This window comes from Shewanella sp. 30m-14 (genome assembly GCF_052977125.1).
On the sequence record NZ_JBRILW010000001.1, the window covers coordinates 180046 to 199715 of the forward strand.

Here is a 19670-nt window from a genome sequence, read left to right on the forward strand (position 1 = left end):
GCCCCCTAAACAGCCTGTTTCTTAAATAACTCTCTAAAAACGGGATAAATGTCTTCTGCCTGTTTTATGTGTTGTACTGCAATATTGGCATGAGACTTTTTAAGATCTTCATATTCGCGCCACAGTGTTTGATGGGCGCGGTTAGTGATCTCTATATAGCTAAAGTATCTAACAACAGGTAGTAACTTCTTCTCTAAGAGTTCATGGCATGAAGGGGAATCATCGGCCCAATTATCCCCGTCAGATGCCTGAGCTGCGTAAATATTCCATTCATTTTCTGGATAACGCTTCTGTTGAATTTCATGCATAAGTTTAAGTGCACTCGATACAATCGTTCCGCCGGTTTCTTGAGAGTAGAAGAACTCGTGCTCATCAACTTCTTTTGCTTGGGTATGGTGACGTATGTATACCACTTCTAAGTTTTTGTAGGTACGGGTGAGAAAAAGGTAAAGTAGAATATAAAAGCGTTTTGCCATGTCTTTGGTTGCTTGATCCATTGACCCAGACACGTCCATTAAGCAAAACATTACCGCTTGGCTTGAAGGCACTTCACGTTTGGCATAGTTGTTGTAACGTAAATCAAAAGTATCAATAAAAGGTACTTTCTTTATACGTTCTTTTAAGTCTTTAATTTCACACTTTAGAGCTAAAATTCGTTCAGCTTCAGAGCCTGGCGTATTTTCCAATTCATTAAGCTCTTGTTCTAGAAGTTTCAATTTAGATCTTTTCGTTGACGTCATTGCGGTTCTTCGTGCAAGTGATGAACGAAGAGATCGTACAATATTGATATTTGCGGGCACGCCATCATTAGTAAAGCCTGCTCTGTAAACTTGGTACTCTACTAATTTATTTAAGCGGTTATTTTGAAGATTAGGTAACTCAAGATCTTCAAACAACAATTCTAAATACTCATCTTTTGAAATTTGAAATACAAAGTCATCTTCACCTTCACCAGAGTCAGATGCTTCTCCAGAACCTGCACCTTGCCCCGGTCCTGAAGGTGGTCGCTCAATTTGATCACCCTTGGCAAACTTGTCATTTCCTGGATGGACTCGTTCTCGAACGCCGCCATTACCCTGATGAAAAGTGGGTTCACTAATGTCTCGGGTCGGAATACTAATTTTCTCGCCCTTATCAACATCGGTAACGCTACGATGAGTCACGGCGTCGCTTACCGCCTTTTTAATCTGTTTCTTATATCGATTAATAAAGCGCTGTCGATTAACAGTGCTTTTCCCTTTAGCATTGAGTCTTCTATCAATGAAACTTGTCATGCGCACCTCCTAGCCTATTAGAAGGGGAGTAAACTCCCCTTAGGGCTTATTAAGAAGACTTTCTAACTCTTAAATACCATTCTGAGAGTAGTCTTACTTGTTTTTGGGTGTAGCCTTTTTCCATCATTCGATTCACAAAGTCATCGTGCTTACGTTGATCATCAGTAGAGGTTTTGCCATTGAAAGAAATGACGGGTAACAGATCTTCAGTATTTGAGAACATCTTTTTCTCGATGACCGTTCTGAGCTTTTCATAACTTGTCCATAATGGGTTAGTGCCTTCATTATTGGCCCTAGCACGCAGGACAAAGTTAACGATCTCATTTCTGAAATCTTTAGGGTTGCTAATTCCTGCTGGTTTCTCTATTTTTTCAAGCTCTGAGTTTAGCGCTGCTCTATCGAATAATTGACCGGTTTCAGGGTCGCGGTACTCTTGGTCTTGGATCCAGAAATCTGCATAAGTCACGTATCTGTCGAAGATATTTTGACCATATTCTGAGTAGGACTCTAAATAAGCCGTTTGGATCTCTTTGCCGATAAATTCCACATATTTAGGGATGAGATAACCTTTTAGAAACTCTAAATAACGCTCAGCAGTTTCTGATGGAAATTGCTCCTGCTCTATTTGTCGTTCTAATACATAAAACAGATGCACTGGGTTTGCGGCAATTTCGGTATGATCGAAGTTAAACACCCTAGAGAGGATTTTAAAGGCAAAGCGCGTTGATAGACCTTGCATCCCTTCGTCTACACCTGCGTAATCGCGGTACTCTTGATAGGATTTAGCTTTAGGATCGGTGTCTTTTAGACTTTCACCGTCATAAACCCGCATTTTTGAATAGATTGATGAGTTCTCAGGTGCAATTACACGTGAAAGAACACTAAATTGTGCGAGGGTTTCTAGTGTACCAGGTGCACAAGGGGTGTTAGCCAGTTCTGAATTGGACAACAGCTTTTGGTAAATCCGTACCTCTTCTGTCATTCTGAGGCAATAAGGTACTTTAACAATATAGACCCTGTCTAAAAACGCTTCGTTGGTCTTGTTGTTTCTAAAGGTTGTCCACTCAGATTCATTCGAGTGAGCCAGAATAATGCCACTAAAAGGTAGGGCTGATAACCCTTCTGTTCCGTTGTAGTTACCTTCCTGTGTCGCCGTCAGTAATGGGTGAAGCACCTTGATGGGTGCTTTGAACATCTCTACAAACTCCATCATACCTTGGTTCGCTCGACATAATGCGCCGGAATAAGAGTAGGCATCGGCATCATGTTGAGCAAAGTGTTCTAACTGTCGAATATCGACCTTACCAACTAATGATGAAATATCTTGGTTGTTCTCATCGCCGGGTTCCGTTTTAGCAATGGCGAGTTGATCTAGGATAGAAGGGTAGACCTTTACCACCTTAAATTTGGATATATCACCACCAAAGTCGTGTAAGCGCTTGACGGCCCAAGGAGACATGATTGTTTTTAAATACCGGTCTGGAATGCCGTACTCTTCTTTTAACAGCTTTCCATCTTCATCAAGATTAAATAAACTAAATGGGTGATCATTAACAGGACTGCGCACGCCATCGGCAGTCAGTACATATACAGGTACATCTTGCATTAAAGCTTTAAGTTTTTCGGCAAGTGAAGATTTACCACCCCCTACTGGTCCAAGTAAGTAAAGGATCTGTTTTGACTCCTCAAGACCTTGAGCCGAGTGTTTTAAATAAGCAACGATCTGCTCAATCGCTTCCTCCATACCGTAAAAATCTTTAAATGCTGGATAACGAGAAATAAGTCGATTGGAAAATAGTCGACTAAGTATGGGATCTTTAGATGTGTCTACGAATTCTGGCTCTCCAATAGCCATTAATAAGCGCTCTGCAGCAGATGCATATGCACTTCTATCATTTTTACAAATGGTTAAAAAGTCTTCTAATGAATATTCTTCATCAAGCTTTCTCTCATAGCGCTGTTGGTAATGCTCAAATATACTCATAACCGGCCCCCTGAAACGCACAAATGGTAAGTTTAGAGGCTAATTAATTTGGCCCCCTATCTTTAATGTTAGACGTTAAATGTGAGCCGTGTAGTAAAAAAGTAAATAAAAACAATAAGAAATAGTTGCATTTGCAATAGTTGCACTTGAGATAAAGCAAGCTGGGGATGTAAATACACAATAAAAAAGGAGCCTAAAGGCTCCTCTTTATTATCTGAGAAATTAAATGATTAACCAGCGAAGTTTGCGTTAACAAATTCCCAGTTAACAAGTTCCCAAAAATGCGCTAAATAGTCAGGGCGCACGTTACGGTAGTCGATGTAGTAAGCATGTTCCCATACATCAACAGTCATAATTGGAGTTACACCTTCATCTGTAAGAGGTGTCGCTGCGTTGCTTGTGTTAACAATAGCAACAGTGCCGTCAGCGTTCTTTACTAGCCAAGTCCAAGCGCTACCGAAGTTGTTGACTGCAGAATCAGTAAACTGTGCTTTAAATGCTTCAAATGAGCCGAAAGCCGCTACGATTGCATCTGCAACTGGACCGGTTGCTTCACCACCGCCATTTGGAGATAGACAGTTCCAGTAGAAAGTGTGGTTCCAGATTTGAGCTGCGTTATTAAAGATACCACCAGTAGAGGTCTTAATGATCTCTTCTAGGCTCTTTTGCTCAAGGTCAGTACCTTCAACTAAACCGTTAAGCTTAACAACATAAGTGTTGTGGTGCTTACCGTAGTGGTAGTTAATGGTCTCTTCTGAGATATGTGGCTCAAGTGCGTTTTTTGCGTAAGGTAATGCTGGTAATTCAAAAGCCATTAGTTTTCTCCGTTAACTTCTAGTTTGTTATTTGTGCGTTCTTGCTCACTGCGGAACATTTTACCTAATAAACTTGTGAAGTGTATCATTGTTTATTCAAATTGAGCGATTATCTTAATCGTTTATTTCTATTAGTTATTGTCCCTATTAAAAGTAGGTTTTTGTTCTGCCAAAGACTGGCGTACAATGTCGAGATTGTAATGAAGTTCTAATCAGGAAAGAAAAATGGAAACAGTAGAAAAGATCAAGCAGCAAATCGCCGAAAATCCAATTATTGTATATATGAAGGGTTCACCAAAGTTACCAAGCTGCGGTTTCTCTTCTCAAGTTGCTCAAATCATGATTAATTGTGAAGAGCAATTTGCATTTGTTGATATCCTCCAGCATCCAGATATCCGTGCTGAACTACCAAAATATGCTAACTGGCCTACTTTCCCTCAGCTTTGGATTGAAGGCGAGCTAATTGGTGGTTGTGACATTCTGACTGAAATGTTCCAAAAAGGTGAGCTACAAACGCTTATTAAAGAAACTGCTGCTAAATATAAAACAGAAGACGATCAAGCTTAACTTTGATTATGTCTGTAAAAAGCCCCTAACGATGTGAGTCGTTAGGGGCTTTTTTATGGCCTAAACGTATATGAGCAAACGTCTAGACTTTTACAAAGATGGATTGATCTCTTCATTAATAATTTTTGTATGCGAGGCCGCATTATCTGGCAGTACGAGGTTCATAACGATAGCTAAGATCCCGCAAAGGCTGATCCCGGTTAAGCTAAATGAGCCGATACCAAATGCCATACCACCAATGCCAAACACTAACGTCACGCCAACAATACTAAGGTTGCGTGGCTCATTCATGTCTACCTGATTCTTAATTAAAGAGTTAAGACCGACAGCAGCAATAGAGCCAAATAGCAAACACATGATCCCGCCCATAACGGGTACTGGAATCGTTTGCAGTAGTGCACCTAGCTTGCCGACAAAAGAGAATAAAATGGCTGTAACAGCTGTCCATGTCATTACCACTGGGTTGAAATTCTTAGTAAGTGTTACAGCGCCAGTCACTTCGGAGTAGGTTGTGTTTGGCGGTCCACCAAATGCTGATGCGGCAATAGTCGCCACACCGTCACCTGCTAAGGTGCGGTGTAAGCCTGGCTTTTTGAGGTAATCTTTACCTGTTACATTTGAGATAGCTAAGATATCGCCAATGTGTTCAACCGCTGGGGCAATTGCAACGGGGATCATAAATAAAATAGCATGCCAGTTAAATTCTGGCGCCACAAAGTTGGGCATAGCAATCCAAGCTGCTTCTTTAACTGGCGTAAAGTCAACAATACCGAAAGCCAAACTTAATCCATAACCTACCGTAATGCCGGCTAATATTGGCATTAGTTTTAAAATGCCTTTGGCAAATATAGCGACGGCGATGGTGGTAAATAAAGATGCTAGAGAGATAAGTAATGCAGTATTTTGCTCGATAAGCACAAGGCTACCGTCGCCGCTTTTACCGACAGCCATGTTGACAGCAACAGGCGCTAAGCCCAAGCCAATAACGATGATGACTGGCCCTACAACAACTGGAGGCAACAAGCGTTTAATGAAGCCACCACCACGAACTTTAATGACGGTTGCTAAAATTACATAAACAACACCTGCAGCCATTAAACCGCCCATGGTCGATGGGATCCCCCAAGTTTGTACGCCGTACATAATAGGTGCGATGAAAGCGAAAGAAGACGCTAGAAAGATGGGGATTTGACGTTTTGTGATTAATTGGAAAAGCAGAGTGCCGATACCAGCGGTAAAGAGTGCAACGTTAGTATCTAGGCCTGTTAGCAAGGGCATTAATACCAGCGAGCCAAAGGCTACGAACAGCATTTGTGCTCCTTGCAAAGGCATTGTCAGGTTTTTCATTATTTCTCTCTTATTTTAAGTAAACCTATCAATGATAACTGTTTTTAATGTTTTGGTATGTGAAGTGGAACATGAAAGTGGGGTTTAGCCTTTAATGAGGATGTCTCTTTATCTCGGCAAAAGTGATAATAGATGTGATACAATTTTATTTATCGAGCCGTCTTTGAATCTAAAACATGTTAAAACTCATTTTACGTACTTTTATTACTGTCTCTTTTCTCGTTGGCTTCTCAACGCATGTTACTGCGGCCGAGGTAAAGTTCCTCGATGAAGGTGTTGTGCCCATCGATTCAAGATCTACGGCACTTAGAAGTCAAGGGATCAAACAAGCCTTTGAAGAAGTGATTTTAAAAAATTCAGGGACTCAGAGCGCGCTTTCAAACGAAGCAATAAAAAAGCAGCTTGGTAATGCGAGCTCATTGATGACGCAATACGGTTATTTTGAAGATAATGGTGAACTGTTCTTGAAAGTAAACTTTGACCACAAACGTATTATTGCACTGTTACGAGAAGCGGGGTTGCCAGTTTGGGGCAAACAGAGACCGTTGACTTTAGTCTGGTTAGTTATCAATGAACATGGTGAACGTGAAATAATAAGTGATGCATCTAGCAATGTTAGCCGCCAGGTTTTTGATCGTGAGTCAGCGACTCGAGGCGCGCCAGTGTTGTTTCCGTTAATGGATCTTGATGACTCGATGAAGGTCGGTGTAAATGATATTCGTGGTAACTTTAGCGACAATGTGGCTGATGCCTCTTTACGTTATCAATCCAATTACTTCATCATGGCTGCGATTGAGCCACAAGGCAGTACATACCGTTATCAAATGAGTCTTTACCCACGTAAAAAAGCGGCTCAATCGCTGCAATTAACAGCTGTTATTAATAAGAGTGGCGAGGCTGCTACGATTGATGAGGCTGTTGCCGCTATGGTTGCAGCGACCAGTGAGTATTATGTGGGGCAGTATGCGATAGCCGACTCTGGGGAGCAGAAAACCACCAAGATTTCTTTTGCTGATATATCTGATATGAAGCAATTAGTTGCGATTGAGCGTTACTTAGATCAGCTAAGTGCCATTAAGTCGGCAAGCATTAGCCGTATTGAAGGACAGACGATTGAATTTAATTTGCGCCTTTTTGGTAATGAAGCAGACTTGCATCGATTAATGGCTCTTGACCCTCGAATTGAGTCGGTATCGAGCAATAGCCTGCAAAACTTGGACTATTCAACAATAGAGACCCAAGTTCAAGCTCAGAAAGAGACACAGATCTATTATTGGAAAGGTCAATAACTCCCAATCAAGTGACACACATGCTACCATGTGTGTCTAATATAGAAATATTGCGTCGTTGAGAAGCACCTGAGTGAAGTCAAACTCTCCTTTACAGTTATCATTACCAGTTCATCTACCTGATGATGAAACCTTCAATAGTTATTATCCTGCAGCGGGTAACGATGAGCTTATTCAAAGTTTACAAGCTTGTGCCGAGGGTAGGTCAGAAGGTGCAGTTTTTTTATGGGGTCCAGAAAAGTCCGGACGCACCCATCTTATGCACGCCGCCTGTGCTCATGCAAATGATCTAGGCCGAAGTAGCTTTTATATTCCTTTAGGGATCCATGCGAGTATTTCTACAGCGTTATTAGAAGGCTTAGAGAAACTCGATCTCGTCTGTATTGATGATGTCGATGCGATTGCAGGACACCCTTTATGGGAGGAGGCGATATTTGATCTCTATAATCGGATTTCTGAGCAGAAGACCTGCTCGCTGATTGTTAGTGCAAGTGTTTCACCAAGTGATAGCGGTTTCTCTTTACCGGATTTAGTCTCTCGAATGCAGTGGGGGCTTAATTACCAGCTACAACCTATGGCTGATGAAGAAAAACTCGCGGCACTGCAACGCCGTGCTGCGATGCGAGGCTTACAGTTACCTGAAGATGTAGGGCGCTTTTTATTAAACCGCTTAGCCAGAGATTTAAGAACATTGTTTGACGTGTTAGATAGGCTCGATAAAGCATCTATGGTGCATCAACGTAAATTGACTATCCCTTTTATTAAAGAGATGCTGCGTTTATAAACTGAGAACCTAGCTTGATGAACATAAGCTTGATGAACATAAGCTTGATGAACATAAGCTTGATGGGTTTGAGTTTGCTAAACTTAACTTTGTGCTACTAAGCATTAGGTTAATAGTTAATAAACAGATATTAAAGCCTCTGCCTAATGAGACTGAACAGATATAACAAAAAGCCCAGATGAGATGTCTGGGCTTTTTTGTGTCTGCTATTGCTCAAATACAAGTTCTAATCCATGGGCTTAGTGTGTCGGTCTCCACTAAATCTAAGCTTGTGTACAAAAGTAGGCTCTGAGACGTTACCACTTAAGGCTAAAGATTTTTCTATTGCATTATTGACTGGTGATATGGCTAAGTTATCCGCCCATGATTGTCCTTGCTTCATGGCAATGGGGTCTGGGAGCTGGTTCACTAATGATGCACCATCAAGGTCAGGCATTATTTGATTGATAACAAATGCAGCGCGACTTTCAAGTTTTGCATCACCAATTCGTCCACGCTGTCCCCAGTTAACACTAATTGAGCTTGCTGTGGGATTATCAGGTTTATCTGTTACGGCTACATCACGCTGGATTGAGTATCTATGACTCATTAAGGCTTCTTCAAACAGCATGGCGGCATCTTCGCGTTTGGTCGAATAGGCGTAATAGTCACTGGCTCTATCGGGAGAGAAGAAACTGGTGATATCTGCAGCGATGTAGGCTTTTTGGGGATCATTAGCCGTTTCCCCTTTAAAGCTGACCTCTGCTAAATTTGTCATTTCCTGGCTATTTAGAGGGTAAAGAGCAGTAAGTTGATCTGATACTAACTGCTTTGCATCACTTCGACGGAAGTAATCATCGAGTAATGTTGGACCTGATAGGCTGGCATGTACACTATTTGGGAAGAAATCGTTGGCGTGAGCCAATTCATGATAGAGCAAGGATGCTAAATCCGGCATCATTTGTTCGGCCGTGCGGTCAACTCTTACATTTCTAGGCGTTATATAGGATGTATAGCTGTTGTTTTTAACATATCGCCATGGCATTAAAAAATTCAAATCATTACCAAAGGCACTTCGATAATCAGGCGCTTCATTAATGGTGTCCCGCTCTTGTGCAAGTAACCATAGATCGTTTGGGTCTAGATAAATTGCCCCAGTGACTACCCAATAAAATGATGGCCTTACATCATAACTAATAACTACAGCGGTTACCGACTGTAATAGTGTTGCAAAATCACTATTCGGATCTAGGTTTTCAAGAAAGTGCTCGAAATTCTCCCCCATCCATTGGTGCGAAACCAATACTCTGTCTAAGATTGCTTGTTTATCTATCCCTGATTTTTGTCCAATCAGAGGCAGGCGTGAAATGTTACAGCTCTGCTGTAACTGATTTGAATAAACGCAGGGTTGTAGTTCGTTTTTATAGGGAGAATCAGCATTATAGGCAAAGGTCTTAGCCACTCTCTCATCGAAATAAGAGGACGTAATAGCGGCCTCTTTCGTGATTAAAAGTTGCACGTCATCGGTTACAGTTTCGCCGTTGATGACAGCAGTGGCTCTAAGGATACTGATGGTGTCTTCGTTGACACTTGGAGCGGTAAGTAAGGCTTGTTCCGGCGTACTGATGTCGACTGTTAAGCTTGGACCCGCTGCTAGACACCAATTAATCTCAGTGGGTGGATTTGTCTCTGGAGTATCAAGCCTAAAGCTAACCGAGTTACCTTCACTTGCTTGATGATCAACACGAGCTGATAATTGTTCTGCACTGGCAGCAGTTAAATTTATTTCGATTGACTCAATATAGGTTATGTCATTTTTACTAGCCGTTACTTCAAATTTGTAACTACCACTTTCGCGGGCGGTAAAGGCTAATACTGGGCTTTTAATACTTTTTAAGATTAACGTAGGGCCGGATAGTTGAGTCCAGTTAAAGCTAAAGTCACTCACATTATTTCCGTTAAGCGTTACCGTTATTGCTCCTGGTTGCTCGGTAAGGTATTGGTCTTCAGTATAAAAGGTAATCGCTGAGGTTGTTGCAACAGGATTGAGTTCAGTGGGTATATCACACCTAGCTAAACCTTGAGGAATGACGGGAGGAGGAGTGAGCTCTCCAGAGGAGTCATTATTGTTACTACTGCCACCACATGCGGTAAGGCTAATGACACCGATTAACACGTAACCTAAGGACCTTTTCATCTATTTATCCTTTATTCTTATTATGTTCAGCGACAAGCTTTAAATTTATTCATCTGAATATAGCATGTGAGTTGTTGCGCAAACAAAGGGTTGTTTAATAAATTGTTGTCGAATGTCGAATGTCGAATGTCGAATGTCGAATGTCGAATATTGAATATTGAATATCGAATGCTGAAGATCAAGGGGAACAAGAGTATAACAAGGCTTTATAACGAGAGAAGATGAAGTATTGGTGAATAGAGCACTGGCGTAGGTCCGGAACCGCCAGTGCTAAAAAGCTTACTTTTTCTTTTTCAATCCAAGCCCTAGCTCACGCCCTCGGATCCTGGCGTAAAAAGGAAAACCAATGAGTAAACTGCCAATCAGCAAGGACTCCACGACAGCAAAAAGTGTGTCGGTTTCGGTAACATAAACCAAAGTGAGTGCATGCAACATATAAAGGCAAAGAATAAAACTTGCCCAAGCATAGGTATATGGCTTACCTGTTAAAATGCCTTTCAGTGGCAACAATAGAGGAATAAGCCAGAGTAGACTAAATAGCATGGAGTATTCGCCGGTTAACCCTTGGCGTATGAACCATGCCCCTAACAACATTACCAATGCCACATAACCAGTGCGGCAAAGCTTAAATAGGGTGGTCGAGTTCATTACTTACCTCGTTTATAAAATTGTAAGAACATTCTCTGGCGGACGTCCAATTGCAGCCTTATTATTGGCGAGAACAATAGGGCGTTCAATAAGTTTAGGGGTATTGATCATCGCCTGAATTAACTGCGCTTGAGTTAAAGACGGATCACTTAAACCTTGTTCTTTATATTCAGTTTCCTTAACCCGCATCATATCTCTTGGCGCGATATTGAGCTTTGTTAAAATATCGGTAATTTGCTCTACTGATATTGGTGTTTTCAGGTACTCAATAATGTCGATTTGGCAGTTGTTATCTTCTAATAACGCCAAGGTCTGGCGGCTTTTTGAACATCTTGGGTTGTGATAAATACTAACGTTTGTCATAGTCTTTTTATTGTTATTAAAAGTTGCGCTAATGATACGTTAATTTGTGACTGGAGTCACAAATTAACTGTGCTTATTGTAGCTGCTCTAGTGCTCTGTCAGCTTGTCTAAATTGCCTGATCCGGGCTTCTATTCGAGCTAGCTGCAGAGAATCTCCTTTAGCTTCTCGGTATGCAAAATTGAGTTGGTCGATAGCGGTTTTATAATCCGCTACGAGCGCTAGAGACTCTGCTTTAACAAAGTACTCCATCGCTTTATTACCATTTTTCTTGTATGCCTGATGTAGCAAGATATAAGCAAGCTGATCTTGTTTATCGAGGAAAATAAGGTCTTCAAGCAAGGGGATCGCTTTATTGACCTGATTATCTTCCAGGTAAATGTTGGCCAGATTGGTATTCACAACTGAAGAGGTCGGTTTTAGCTGCTTTTGCGCTAATAATAAGGTAATCGCATCCTTATTAGCACCTCTTTGGCTGAGCAGATCGGTCTTAGTATCAATGTAAAATAAGTTATTAGGACTCTTAGCTAATAACTCATCAATAATTTTTTCAGATTCTGTAAACTTCTTCAATCTAAATAAAGCCAATGCTTTACCGTACTGTGCTGCACTTTTGTAACTGTAGCGGTTATGCTTTAACTGTTTTTCAAATATAGAAAGGGCAGCTTGTTCACTATAGCCGGAGAAGCGCACTTGGATCCGTGCTTTAGCAAGTTGGAAGTTTAGGTTATCTGGTACATGCCTTAGAGGGTAGCGTTCGGCACGAATACGGGCTTCTGAGATCCGAGACTCAGGTAACGGGTGAGTCAAAAGCATTTGTGGCGGTTTAGTGGTAAATCGGTAGCGTGTGGCCAGTTTACCAAAAAAGTCAGCAGCGCCATTAGGGTCAAATCCGGCGTCGACCATGATCTGCATGCCTATTCGGTCAGCTTCTTTCTCGTGTAAACGGGTATAGTTAATTCGAGACTGAGTGGCCAAGGCTTGAGTTGTTGCTAATGCCGCCATACCCGCTTGCGGAGAGGCAATGGTTAATAAGATAGCGCCAAGCATACCAGCGATAGTGGCAGTGGAGCTTTTTTGCTGCGCTTCTAGTGAGCGTGCTAAGTGACGTTGAGTAACGTGAGTTACTTCGTGCCCAAGTACTGAAGCTAGCTCACTTTCGGTGTCGGCATTTAAGAATAATCCTGTATGAACACCCACGTGGCCACCGAAAAATGCAAATGCGTTAATTTCATCATTTTGTAGCAAGAAAAAATAAAATGGCGTCTTTACACCAGTTGCATGGGCTACCAGTTTATTACCAAGTTCAGTTAGGTATTGATTTAAAACGGGATCATTAAGCATAGGCGCTGAGCCACGGATAACTCGCATATATGCGTCACCATACTCAGTTTCTTTTTCTAAGCTGAATGTATTAACTGCCGCTGTACCTAGGTCAGGTAAATCGTTATTTGCATAACTTACAGGTGAACTAGTGCATAAAATAAATGAAAGGGCACCAGCAATGACGGATTTAGACAATGTTAATTTACTCAAGCGGATCCTTAATTTGGGCTATGCTTCTGTTATCACTTAGTCACAATGCTTACTTGTGGTTTGTGTCGCTTATTAGGATAATAGCCTTAGATTGTTTATAGCAAGTTCATTATGATTATTATTGATTTAACTCCATACCGTTGTCCGTTACCGTTAGTCAAAGTCAAACTTGCGTTGCAGCAACTTTCAGCGGAGGAGTGCATGCGTGTCTTATTATCCGACCCCGGTTCTAGGCAAGATGTTCCCCGCTATTTAAAAAAAGTGGGATTCTGTTATACAGTAACTGAAGATAATGACACCATTTTGTCGCTAACTGTGACCAAGTAAAAGAGACTTTATAAAATTTTACATAAAGTAAATATCATTATAACGATGGCTACCAAGGACTAGAAAGGTCGTCGAACTAGGGAGTTTGAATGTTATCTGTTTTAAGCCGTTGGTATAAAGAACGTTTTAGTGATCCACAAGCCGTTACCTTAGTCCTCATCCTTGCGGGTTTAGCCTTAGCAATTTATTTTGCTGGTGGTTTACTCGCTCCATTATTAATTGCACTCGTTCTAGCGTTTTTACTTGAGTGGCCTGTTGCACAAATGTCGCGAATAGGTATCAATCGAACAACGGCAGCATCTTTAGTTTTAGTATTGTTTATTGGCTTAATGCTATTGATTAGCTTTGGCTTAGTGCCAAGTATTTGGAAGCAGGGCGTGAGTCTAATTGCCGATCTTCCGAGTATGATTGATAAAGGCCTCATTACTGCGCAAAGTTATATCAATCAGTACCCCCAATTTGTGAACCCCAGCCAGTTAGATACCATGGTTGCAGAGTTGAAAAAGATGTTGGATACCCAACACTTACTTGATATCGGTAAGCAATTGATAGGATATTCAGCATCGTTACTTGTGTTGATGGTATATGCGATTTTGATCCCTCTATTAGTATTTTTCTTCTTAAAAGATAAAGATCAACTTATTCAAGGCAGTAAACGCTTCTTTCCAACCAATAGAGAGTTAGCCCGTAAAGTTTGGAATGAGATGAATCAGCAGATCTTCAATTACATTAGAGGCAAGGTGATTGAGATTGTGATTATTGGTGTTGTCAGTTACATCTTCTTTGCTTTTATGGATTTACGATATGCAGCTTTACTGGGTGTATTAACCGGACTGTCAGTACTTATTCCCTATGTAGGCGCCACTTTAGTCACACTTCCAATAGCATTGGTGGCTTTTTTCCAGTGGGGCGTCAGTCCTGAGTTTGGTTACCTGATGGTAGGGTATGGGATCATTCAAGCATTAGATGGTAATGTGTTAGTGCCTATTTTGTTCTCTGATGCGGTCGATCTACACCCAGTATTTATTATCGCTGCGGTGTTGGTGTTCGGTGGATTATGGGGAGTATGGGGAGTCTTTTTTGCAATACCTTTAGCTTCTTTAGTTAAGGCCGTGATTAACGCTTGGCCGGTACCAAAATCTGAAGATGATTCAAGTCAGGTTGTGACAGTTGAAAAGGTTTCTTGAGTTAAAAAGCTAAAATTTTGCGGAAAGTTTTAAGTGTAATAAAAAGCAGCCCTAGGCTGCTTTTTTAATAGGATTATCGCGTGTAACAATGGGTTACTCTGTTGGCTTTAAAGGTATATATGCCCTTAAACTAATATGAGTATATCCATAAAGTAACACGGGTATAGCCTAAAACAGCTGTGATAGATTTGAGCTAAGCTGCTTTCGGCTACATGATCAATGTGTGGTTAGCACTTGCTGCTAATGAACGATAAATAACGCTTGTTTGTTTTGCTTTGATATTCCAATGTTGCCAATACAGTGGAACTTGCATCTTTTTTTCTGGAAATATTTCGATAAGTTGACCCGTTTCGAGTAAGTCTTGCGCTTGCAAATGGCCAACTAATCCATAACCTAGGCCCATTTTAATCGCTTCTAAAAAGCTCTCAGAGGAGGGGATTTTATGTTCTCTCCAGCTGTTATCACTAATCCCGAAATAAAAATTCAAAAATTTGTCGTGAAGCTTATCTTTAGTTGAGAAGACGACCGCTGGCGCTAAGGCTATGTCTTCTATGGGGGAGTCGGATGTAAAATATTGGCTTGCAAACTCGGGTGTCGCAACACACAAATACTCCATGTTACCCAGAAACTCACTGCTACAGCCTGATAACGCAATTTGAGACGTGGTTACGCAGCCAACGGCTTCACCATTTTTTAACAGGTGGTGGGTGTAAGCTTCATCATCAATGATGAGTTCTAATAACCATTTATGGCGTTTAAATACCTCAGCTAATGCTGGTAGAAACCAAGTCGCTAAGCTATCTGCGTTTACAGCAATTTTTACGATGGTCGGTAAGGAGGGATCATCTACATCCATTTCTGAGCGCAGCTCACTTTCAAGTAGCTGTACTTGTGCATAATGTCTGAGTAACCTTTTTCCTGTTTCAGTTGCACGCACAGGATTTGTTCTTACCAATAACGACTGTCCGACCTTATCCTCAAGCTGTTTAATTCTTTGAGAAACCGCTGATTGGCTAATGAATAGATGCTTCGCCGCTTTATCAAACCCCCCTTGAGATACAACTATCGAAAGTGCTTTAAGGTGTGCGTAATCAAACATAGTTTGCTGCCTCTGCTTTAGTATCGCTTGCAGTATAAGTTTTACTTATACCTGATTAATATTAGTAGTTGTACTTATTTTTGAAGGCGAACTATTCTTGCGGCTTATTAATTTAGGTCGTTTTGAGGCAGTTATGCAAACAGCATTTATACAAGGTATGGGAATTGGCGGTAGCTTAATAATGGCTGTGGGCGCGCAAAATGCTTTTGTTTTAAAACAAGGCCTTAAACGTTCTCATTCGTTACCTATCGCTGCAATTTGCTCATTTATTGATGCGGTTATGATCACTGCTGGTGTTGCAGGTTTAGGTCACTTAATTCTAGCGTTTCCATTGATTAAAGATATCGCAAGCTTTGGTGGTGCTATTTTTTTATTGTTTTATGGCTTTGCCGCCTTAAAGTCCTCTTTTAACGATAACCGTATGGAGAATGATGAAGAACATGCTGCTGATAGCCTTAAAAAAGCCGTATTTACAACGTTAGCCATTAGCTTATTAAATCCTCATCTGTATTTAGATACAGTGGTGTTACTAGGCAGTATTAGTGTGCAGTTTGAAGGGACAGAAAAGCAGTGGTTTGGTGCTGGTGCTGTTTTGGCTTCTTTTGTGTGGTTTTTTAGCTTGAGTTTAGGCGCTAAATATTTAAGCCCTGTCTTTAAAAAGCCTAAAGCCTGGTGTTACCTAGACCGTTTTATCTGTATTACAATGTGGTCGATTGCTGGCGCATTAATCTATCCCTATATTGTTTAGTATCTAAGATACTATCTGAAGTAGAACCTTAGAAAGTACCCGATATCGTCCCGGAAAAAAAGGAGCCTAAAGGCTCCTTTTTTTGATGGCAGAAATATCCAAAAATTTAACGCCGTGAGTTAATTACTCTTTAAATGAGCGAGTACAACTTCATGATGATCTTTGGTTTTAAACTTATTAAATACATGTGCCACTTTACCGTCTTGACCAATTAAGAAGCTTAAACGGTGTATGCCGTCATAGATCTTACCCATAAACTTCTTTTCTCCCCACACGCCAAAGGCATCGGCAATGGCATGATCTTCGTCGCTCAGTAGTGAAAAGTTAAGCGATTGCTTATCGGAGAACTTAGCCAGTTTGGCCACGGGATCAGGACTTAATCCAAATACCGTTACCGAGAGGTTTTCAAGCGCTTGTTGACTGTCTCTTAAACCACAGGCCTGCACTGTGCAACCGGGAGTAGAGGCCTTTGGATAGAAATATACAAGCACTGGGCCGGTTTTTAGCGCTTCAGCTAAGCTAACGGTTTCGTCTTTTTGGTTTTGTAGGTTAAAAAGTGGCGCTGTATCGCCAGCGGTTAAGGTTTTCATATTTTTATCCATTATCAATATTAACTTTCAACACCTTGCATACGTTCAATAGTGCACTCTAGGGTTAATTCTGCTGCTAGTTCATTTATGCTAACTTCGAGTTTATCTAAGTCGACTTTTTCTGGCACATTAACGGTGAGGTTAATATTTTGAGTGGGTTTGCCTGTCGCATCTTCTTCCGCATGGGATTTAACCGCAGCCAAATCGAGTGATCTATCTGCTAAGAATTGAGTGATTCTTTTCATTGTTCCACGTTGGTCATGGCCACTAAAGTTGACCTCTAAACGAGAAATGTAGTTTTGTGGAGTATGTTTTGAAGTACGCTTCATTACTGTTAATAACTCAAGTTCAACACTTAAGCTTGGTAATGTGGTTTCCATCTTGGTAATTGACGGCCACGAACCTGAAAGCATCATAATTAAGGTAAATTCATTACCAAACAGTGCCATGCGACTATCAACGATATCGCAGTCACACTCACTCGCGAGTCGTGCAAACTTACTCACAATACCTGAGCGATCGGCCCCCATTGCAGTAACGACCAAGTGATTGGACATTTCATACCCCATATTATTATTGTTTAGTCTGAAAAATAGACAATTGAATGACAGATTTTTCTCGTGGTCAGTAATGCTATCACAAGTTAATCAGTTTGCGATCCTTGTCATTGTGATCCTTTCACTTATTTAATATGTTTCAAGTTGATGATGAATATGCTTAAGTCTTGCGTAGTAGAGCTTGTTTTTAGTGGATTGCATCAGTACCATAGCCAGTCCTGAACCCTTGGGGAATACACATGATATACGGAAGCATCGTTGCCTTAATCACACCAATGAACAGTGATGGCACAGTAGATTATAAGAGTCTTGAAAGTTTAGTTGAGTACCATATCGCCCAAGGTACAGATGCCATCGTTGCCGTTGGCACCACTGGTGAGTCGGCAACACTACCAGCAAAAGAACATATTGCCGTTGTCGAGCAAACGGTAAAATTTGCTGCAGGTCGACTACCGATTATTGGTGGCAATGGCGCTAACGCAACGGCAGAAGCTATTGAGTTAACTAAAGGCCTCTCAAATACTGGTGTGGCTGCAATGCTAGGTGTCACACCTTATTATAACAAGCCAACACCAAAAGGGCTTATAGCACACTATACCGCTGTTGCAGCGAGTACCGATGTGCCACAAATTCTATATAACGTTCCTGGACGCACCGCTGTTGATATGCTGCCAGAAACGGTGGCTGAACTTGTGAGTGTCAAAAATATTATCGGTGTTAAAGAAGCCACCGGCGATCTATCTCGCGTTAAAGAATTACGCCGTTTATGTGGCGATGATTTTATGCTGTATAGTGGCGATGACGCGACAGCAAGAGAATTTTTAACTCTCGGCGGTAATGGCGTTATTTCTGTTGCGAACAATATTGTTCCAAAACAGTTTAAAGCTATGTGTGACGCTGCGTTAGCGGGTAATCTTCCTGCTGCATTAGCTGCTGAAGAGTCGATTAAAGCGTTGTTTAGCGCTTTGTTCTGCGAAGCCAATCCTATTCCCGTAAAGTGGGCCGCTCACCGAATGGGACTAATTAGTCAAGGTGATATTCGTTTACCTTTAACTGAACTTTCTACAGAGTTTCATGGTCTGTTGCTAGAAGCGATGAAAAATGCCCGAATCGAGGTTGAATAATAAATGCTAAAGCAAATATCTCCACTTATTTTAGTTGCAGCTGTTACTGCATGTAGTACACCCATTGACAGAAGACAGGCTAATGACATAGATCAGAACTATCAAGATCTCGTCGTAGCGCCTGAATTAGTGATCCCAGCGGGGTTGAATAAGCCAACTTACAGTAAGGAATATAATATTCCTGATGTAGGTAGTAAGGTTGACCAAAATGCCGTTGGCACTCAGCTTGATATTCGACCGCCACTACAAGTGTTACCAATGGCAGAGGGGACGCGTGTAGAAGAGGGCGATGACAATATTAAAATTGTTATTGAGTCGATTGATAATGATATTGATTTAAAGCAAGAGATATTTGATGTTTTAAAAGAATACTTTGCGAGTAAATCTATTCCATTACGTAGTGAAAACTATGAGCTAGGAACCATTGAGACTGATTGGATCGAAAGCTCGCAAGTGATTGAGTCGAGTTTCTGGGGTAGCGATAAAGTTTATAGTCTAAAGCAGCGTTATTTGTATAAGGTCGATGTTCGTCCTCATGGCCGTAGCGGTAATTTAACGATTGAGCTAATAGAACATGAAGAAAGCTATGATGGCGATCGACAGGATATTTTATTAAGTGGTGAAGATAAGCGCCGTTATACTATTGATAGATTGAATGATTCAATTAGTTATATCAGTATCGAACGTGCTAAAGCACTTAAAGCTAAACGCTTGAAGCAAAGCCTGGGTATTGATGTAAACCTTATAGCTGATGCTGAAGAACAAGCTTATTGGTTAGCTGATGCTAAGTATAAACGTACCTGGGATCGCTTACGTATTGTGTTACCTGAAATGGGCTTTGAAATTGTCGATATGGACAGTAACAAAGGTCTACTTTATATCAATATAACGGATGATTCTGGTTTTTGGAGTTCGTTATGGAGCGAAAAAGAGCTACCGCTTGAAGCGGGTTCATATCGTATAGAGCTTAAAGATGGCATTGATGATAAGACAGAGATCCACCTGTTGAATGCTAAAAATGAGCCGCTTTCTAACGAGGTTGTTACTGCAGTCTATGAAGGCTTCTCAGAATTGATGCAAGAAGACCGTAAAGTACGCTAGTCACAATAACTAAAATGAAAAGGAGCCTCTTGGCTCCTTTTTTGTTGACCGTTAAAAAATGAATGTCACCCAAATGTATTATTTGTAAGAAAAAGTAAAACGTATTGAAGCAAAGTTATGACTAGGTAAACTAACGGCAATTGAAAAATATAGTTT

General features: G+C 41.0%; 19 protein-coding genes. 8 read left to right on the plus strand and 11 right to left on the minus strand.

The window, feature by feature from the left end:
* Positions 1-5: 5 nt before the first annotated feature.
* From ACVBIU_RS00785 to sodB, 3 genes are all read right to left on the minus strand, one after another.
* Positions 6-1274, minus strand: a complete 1269-nt coding sequence (locus ACVBIU_RS00785) for a YeaH/YhbH family protein (RefSeq protein WP_447162825.1) — start codon at positions 1272-1274, stop codon at positions 6-8.
* A 49-nt stretch (positions 1275-1323) separates the two neighbouring features.
* On the minus strand, positions 1324-3258 hold the full coding sequence (locus ACVBIU_RS00790; protein WP_447162824.1) for a PrkA family serine protein kinase: 1935 nt from the start codon (positions 3256-3258) through the stop codon (positions 1324-1326).
* Positions 3259-3488: 230 nt separating this feature from the next.
* Positions 3489-4073 (minus strand): superoxide dismutase [Fe], encoded by a 585-nt coding sequence (gene sodB, locus ACVBIU_RS00795; RefSeq protein WP_447161307.1) that lies wholly within the window; start codon positions 4071-4073, stop codon positions 3489-3491.
* Positions 4074-4298: 225 nt separating this feature from the next.
* Here sodB and ACVBIU_RS00800 point away from each other — a divergent pair, with 225 nt between their 5' ends.
* Positions 4299-4640 carry a Grx4 family monothiol glutaredoxin gene (locus tag ACVBIU_RS00800; protein ID WP_447161306.1) on the plus strand — a complete coding sequence of 114 codons (342 nt, stop codon included), beginning with the start codon at positions 4299-4301 and terminating at the stop codon, positions 4638-4640.
* Positions 4641-4730: 90 nt separating this feature from the next.
* Here the strand turns inward: ACVBIU_RS00800 and ACVBIU_RS00805 are convergent, their stop codons facing one another.
* Positions 4731-5987, minus strand: a complete 1257-nt coding sequence (locus tag ACVBIU_RS00805) for a uracil-xanthine permease family protein (RefSeq protein ID WP_447161305.1) — start codon at positions 5985-5987, stop codon at positions 4731-4733.
* A 176-nt stretch (positions 5988-6163) separates the two neighbouring features.
* On the opposite strand from ACVBIU_RS00805, the gene ACVBIU_RS00810 reads away from it, so the two are divergent.
* Both ACVBIU_RS00810 and hda read left to right on the plus strand, forming a co-directional pair.
* Positions 6164-7276, plus strand: a complete 1113-nt coding sequence (locus ACVBIU_RS00810) for a DUF2066 domain-containing protein (protein ID WP_447162823.1) — start codon at positions 6164-6166, stop codon at positions 7274-7276.
* A gap of 73 nt (positions 7277-7349) precedes the next feature.
* Entirely contained in the window at positions 7350-8060 is a 711-nt protein-coding gene (gene hda, locus ACVBIU_RS00815; protein WP_447161303.1) for a DnaA inactivator Hda, read from the plus strand.
* Between the two features lie 226 nt (positions 8061-8286).
* Here the strand turns inward: hda and ACVBIU_RS00820 are convergent, their stop codons facing one another.
* The 4 genes from ACVBIU_RS00820 to bepA form a co-directional block, all read right to left on the minus strand.
* Positions 8287-10236 carry a hypothetical protein gene (locus ACVBIU_RS00820; protein ID WP_447162822.1) on the minus strand — a complete coding sequence of 650 codons (1950 nt, stop codon included), beginning with the start codon at positions 10234-10236 and terminating at the stop codon, positions 8287-8289.
* Positions 10237-10515: 279 nt separating this feature from the next.
* The gene (locus ACVBIU_RS00825) at positions 10516-10884 is read right to left on the minus strand and encodes a DUF2069 domain-containing protein (protein ID WP_447162715.1); all 369 of its coding nucleotides are present in this window, start codon (positions 10882-10884) and stop codon (positions 10516-10518) included.
* 12 nt (positions 10885-10896) lie between these two features.
* A complete protein-coding gene (gene arsC / locus ACVBIU_RS00830) occupies positions 10897-11247 on the minus strand; it encodes an arsenate reductase (glutaredoxin) (RefSeq protein WP_447162714.1) in 351 nt (116 codons plus the stop codon).
* 73 nt (positions 11248-11320) lie between these two features.
* On the minus strand, positions 11321-12781 hold the full coding sequence (gene bepA, locus ACVBIU_RS00835) for a beta-barrel assembly-enhancing protease (protein WP_447162821.1): 1461 nt from the start codon (positions 12779-12781) through the stop codon (positions 11321-11323).
* Between the two features lie 111 nt (positions 12782-12892).
* Here bepA and ACVBIU_RS00840 point away from each other — a divergent pair, with 111 nt between their 5' ends.
* Positions 12893-13108: a sulfurtransferase TusA family protein gene (locus ACVBIU_RS00840; protein WP_447162712.1), complete on the plus strand. Its 216-nt coding sequence runs from the start codon at positions 12893-12895 to the stop codon at positions 13106-13108.
* A gap of 89 nt (positions 13109-13197) precedes the next feature.
* Positions 13198-14295 carry an AI-2E family transporter gene (locus ACVBIU_RS00845; protein ID WP_447162820.1) on the plus strand — a complete coding sequence of 366 codons (1098 nt, stop codon included), beginning with the start codon at positions 13198-13200 and terminating at the stop codon, positions 14293-14295.
* Positions 14296-14503: 208 nt separating this feature from the next.
* On the opposite strand, the gene ACVBIU_RS00850 is transcribed toward ACVBIU_RS00845, so the two are convergent.
* Complete coding sequence (locus tag ACVBIU_RS00850; RefSeq protein WP_447159142.1) at positions 14504-15394, minus strand: LysR family transcriptional regulator ArgP; 891 nt, start codon at positions 15392-15394, stop codon at positions 14504-14506.
* 133 nt (positions 15395-15527) lie between these two features.
* On the opposite strand from ACVBIU_RS00850, the gene ACVBIU_RS00855 reads away from it, so the two are divergent.
* On the plus strand, positions 15528-16142 hold the full coding sequence (locus ACVBIU_RS00855; protein WP_447159143.1) for a LysE/ArgO family amino acid transporter: 615 nt from the start codon (positions 15528-15530) through the stop codon (positions 16140-16142).
* Between the two features lie 119 nt (positions 16143-16261).
* Here the strand turns inward: ACVBIU_RS00855 and bcp are convergent, their stop codons facing one another.
* On the minus strand, positions 16262-16732 hold the full coding sequence (gene bcp / locus ACVBIU_RS00860; RefSeq protein ID WP_447162819.1) for a thioredoxin-dependent thiol peroxidase: 471 nt from the start codon (positions 16730-16732) through the stop codon (positions 16262-16264).
* Between the two features lie 20 nt (positions 16733-16752).
* The gene (locus ACVBIU_RS00865; RefSeq protein ID WP_447159145.1) at positions 16753-17289 is read right to left on the minus strand and encodes a glycine cleavage system protein R; all 537 of its coding nucleotides are present in this window, start codon (positions 17287-17289) and stop codon (positions 16753-16755) included.
* A 239-nt stretch (positions 17290-17528) separates the two neighbouring features.
* Between ACVBIU_RS00865 and dapA the strand changes: the two genes are divergently transcribed.
* Together dapA and bamC are read left to right on the plus strand one after the other, a co-directional pair.
* Complete coding sequence (gene dapA / locus ACVBIU_RS00870) at positions 17529-18413, plus strand: 4-hydroxy-tetrahydrodipicolinate synthase (protein ID WP_447159146.1); 885 nt, start codon at positions 17529-17531, stop codon at positions 18411-18413.
* A 3-nt stretch (positions 18414-18416) separates the two neighbouring features.
* Complete coding sequence (gene bamC / locus ACVBIU_RS00875) at positions 18417-19514, plus strand: outer membrane protein assembly factor BamC (protein ID WP_447159147.1); 1098 nt, start codon at positions 18417-18419, stop codon at positions 19512-19514.
* The last annotated feature ends 156 nt before the right edge of the window (positions 19515-19670 follow it).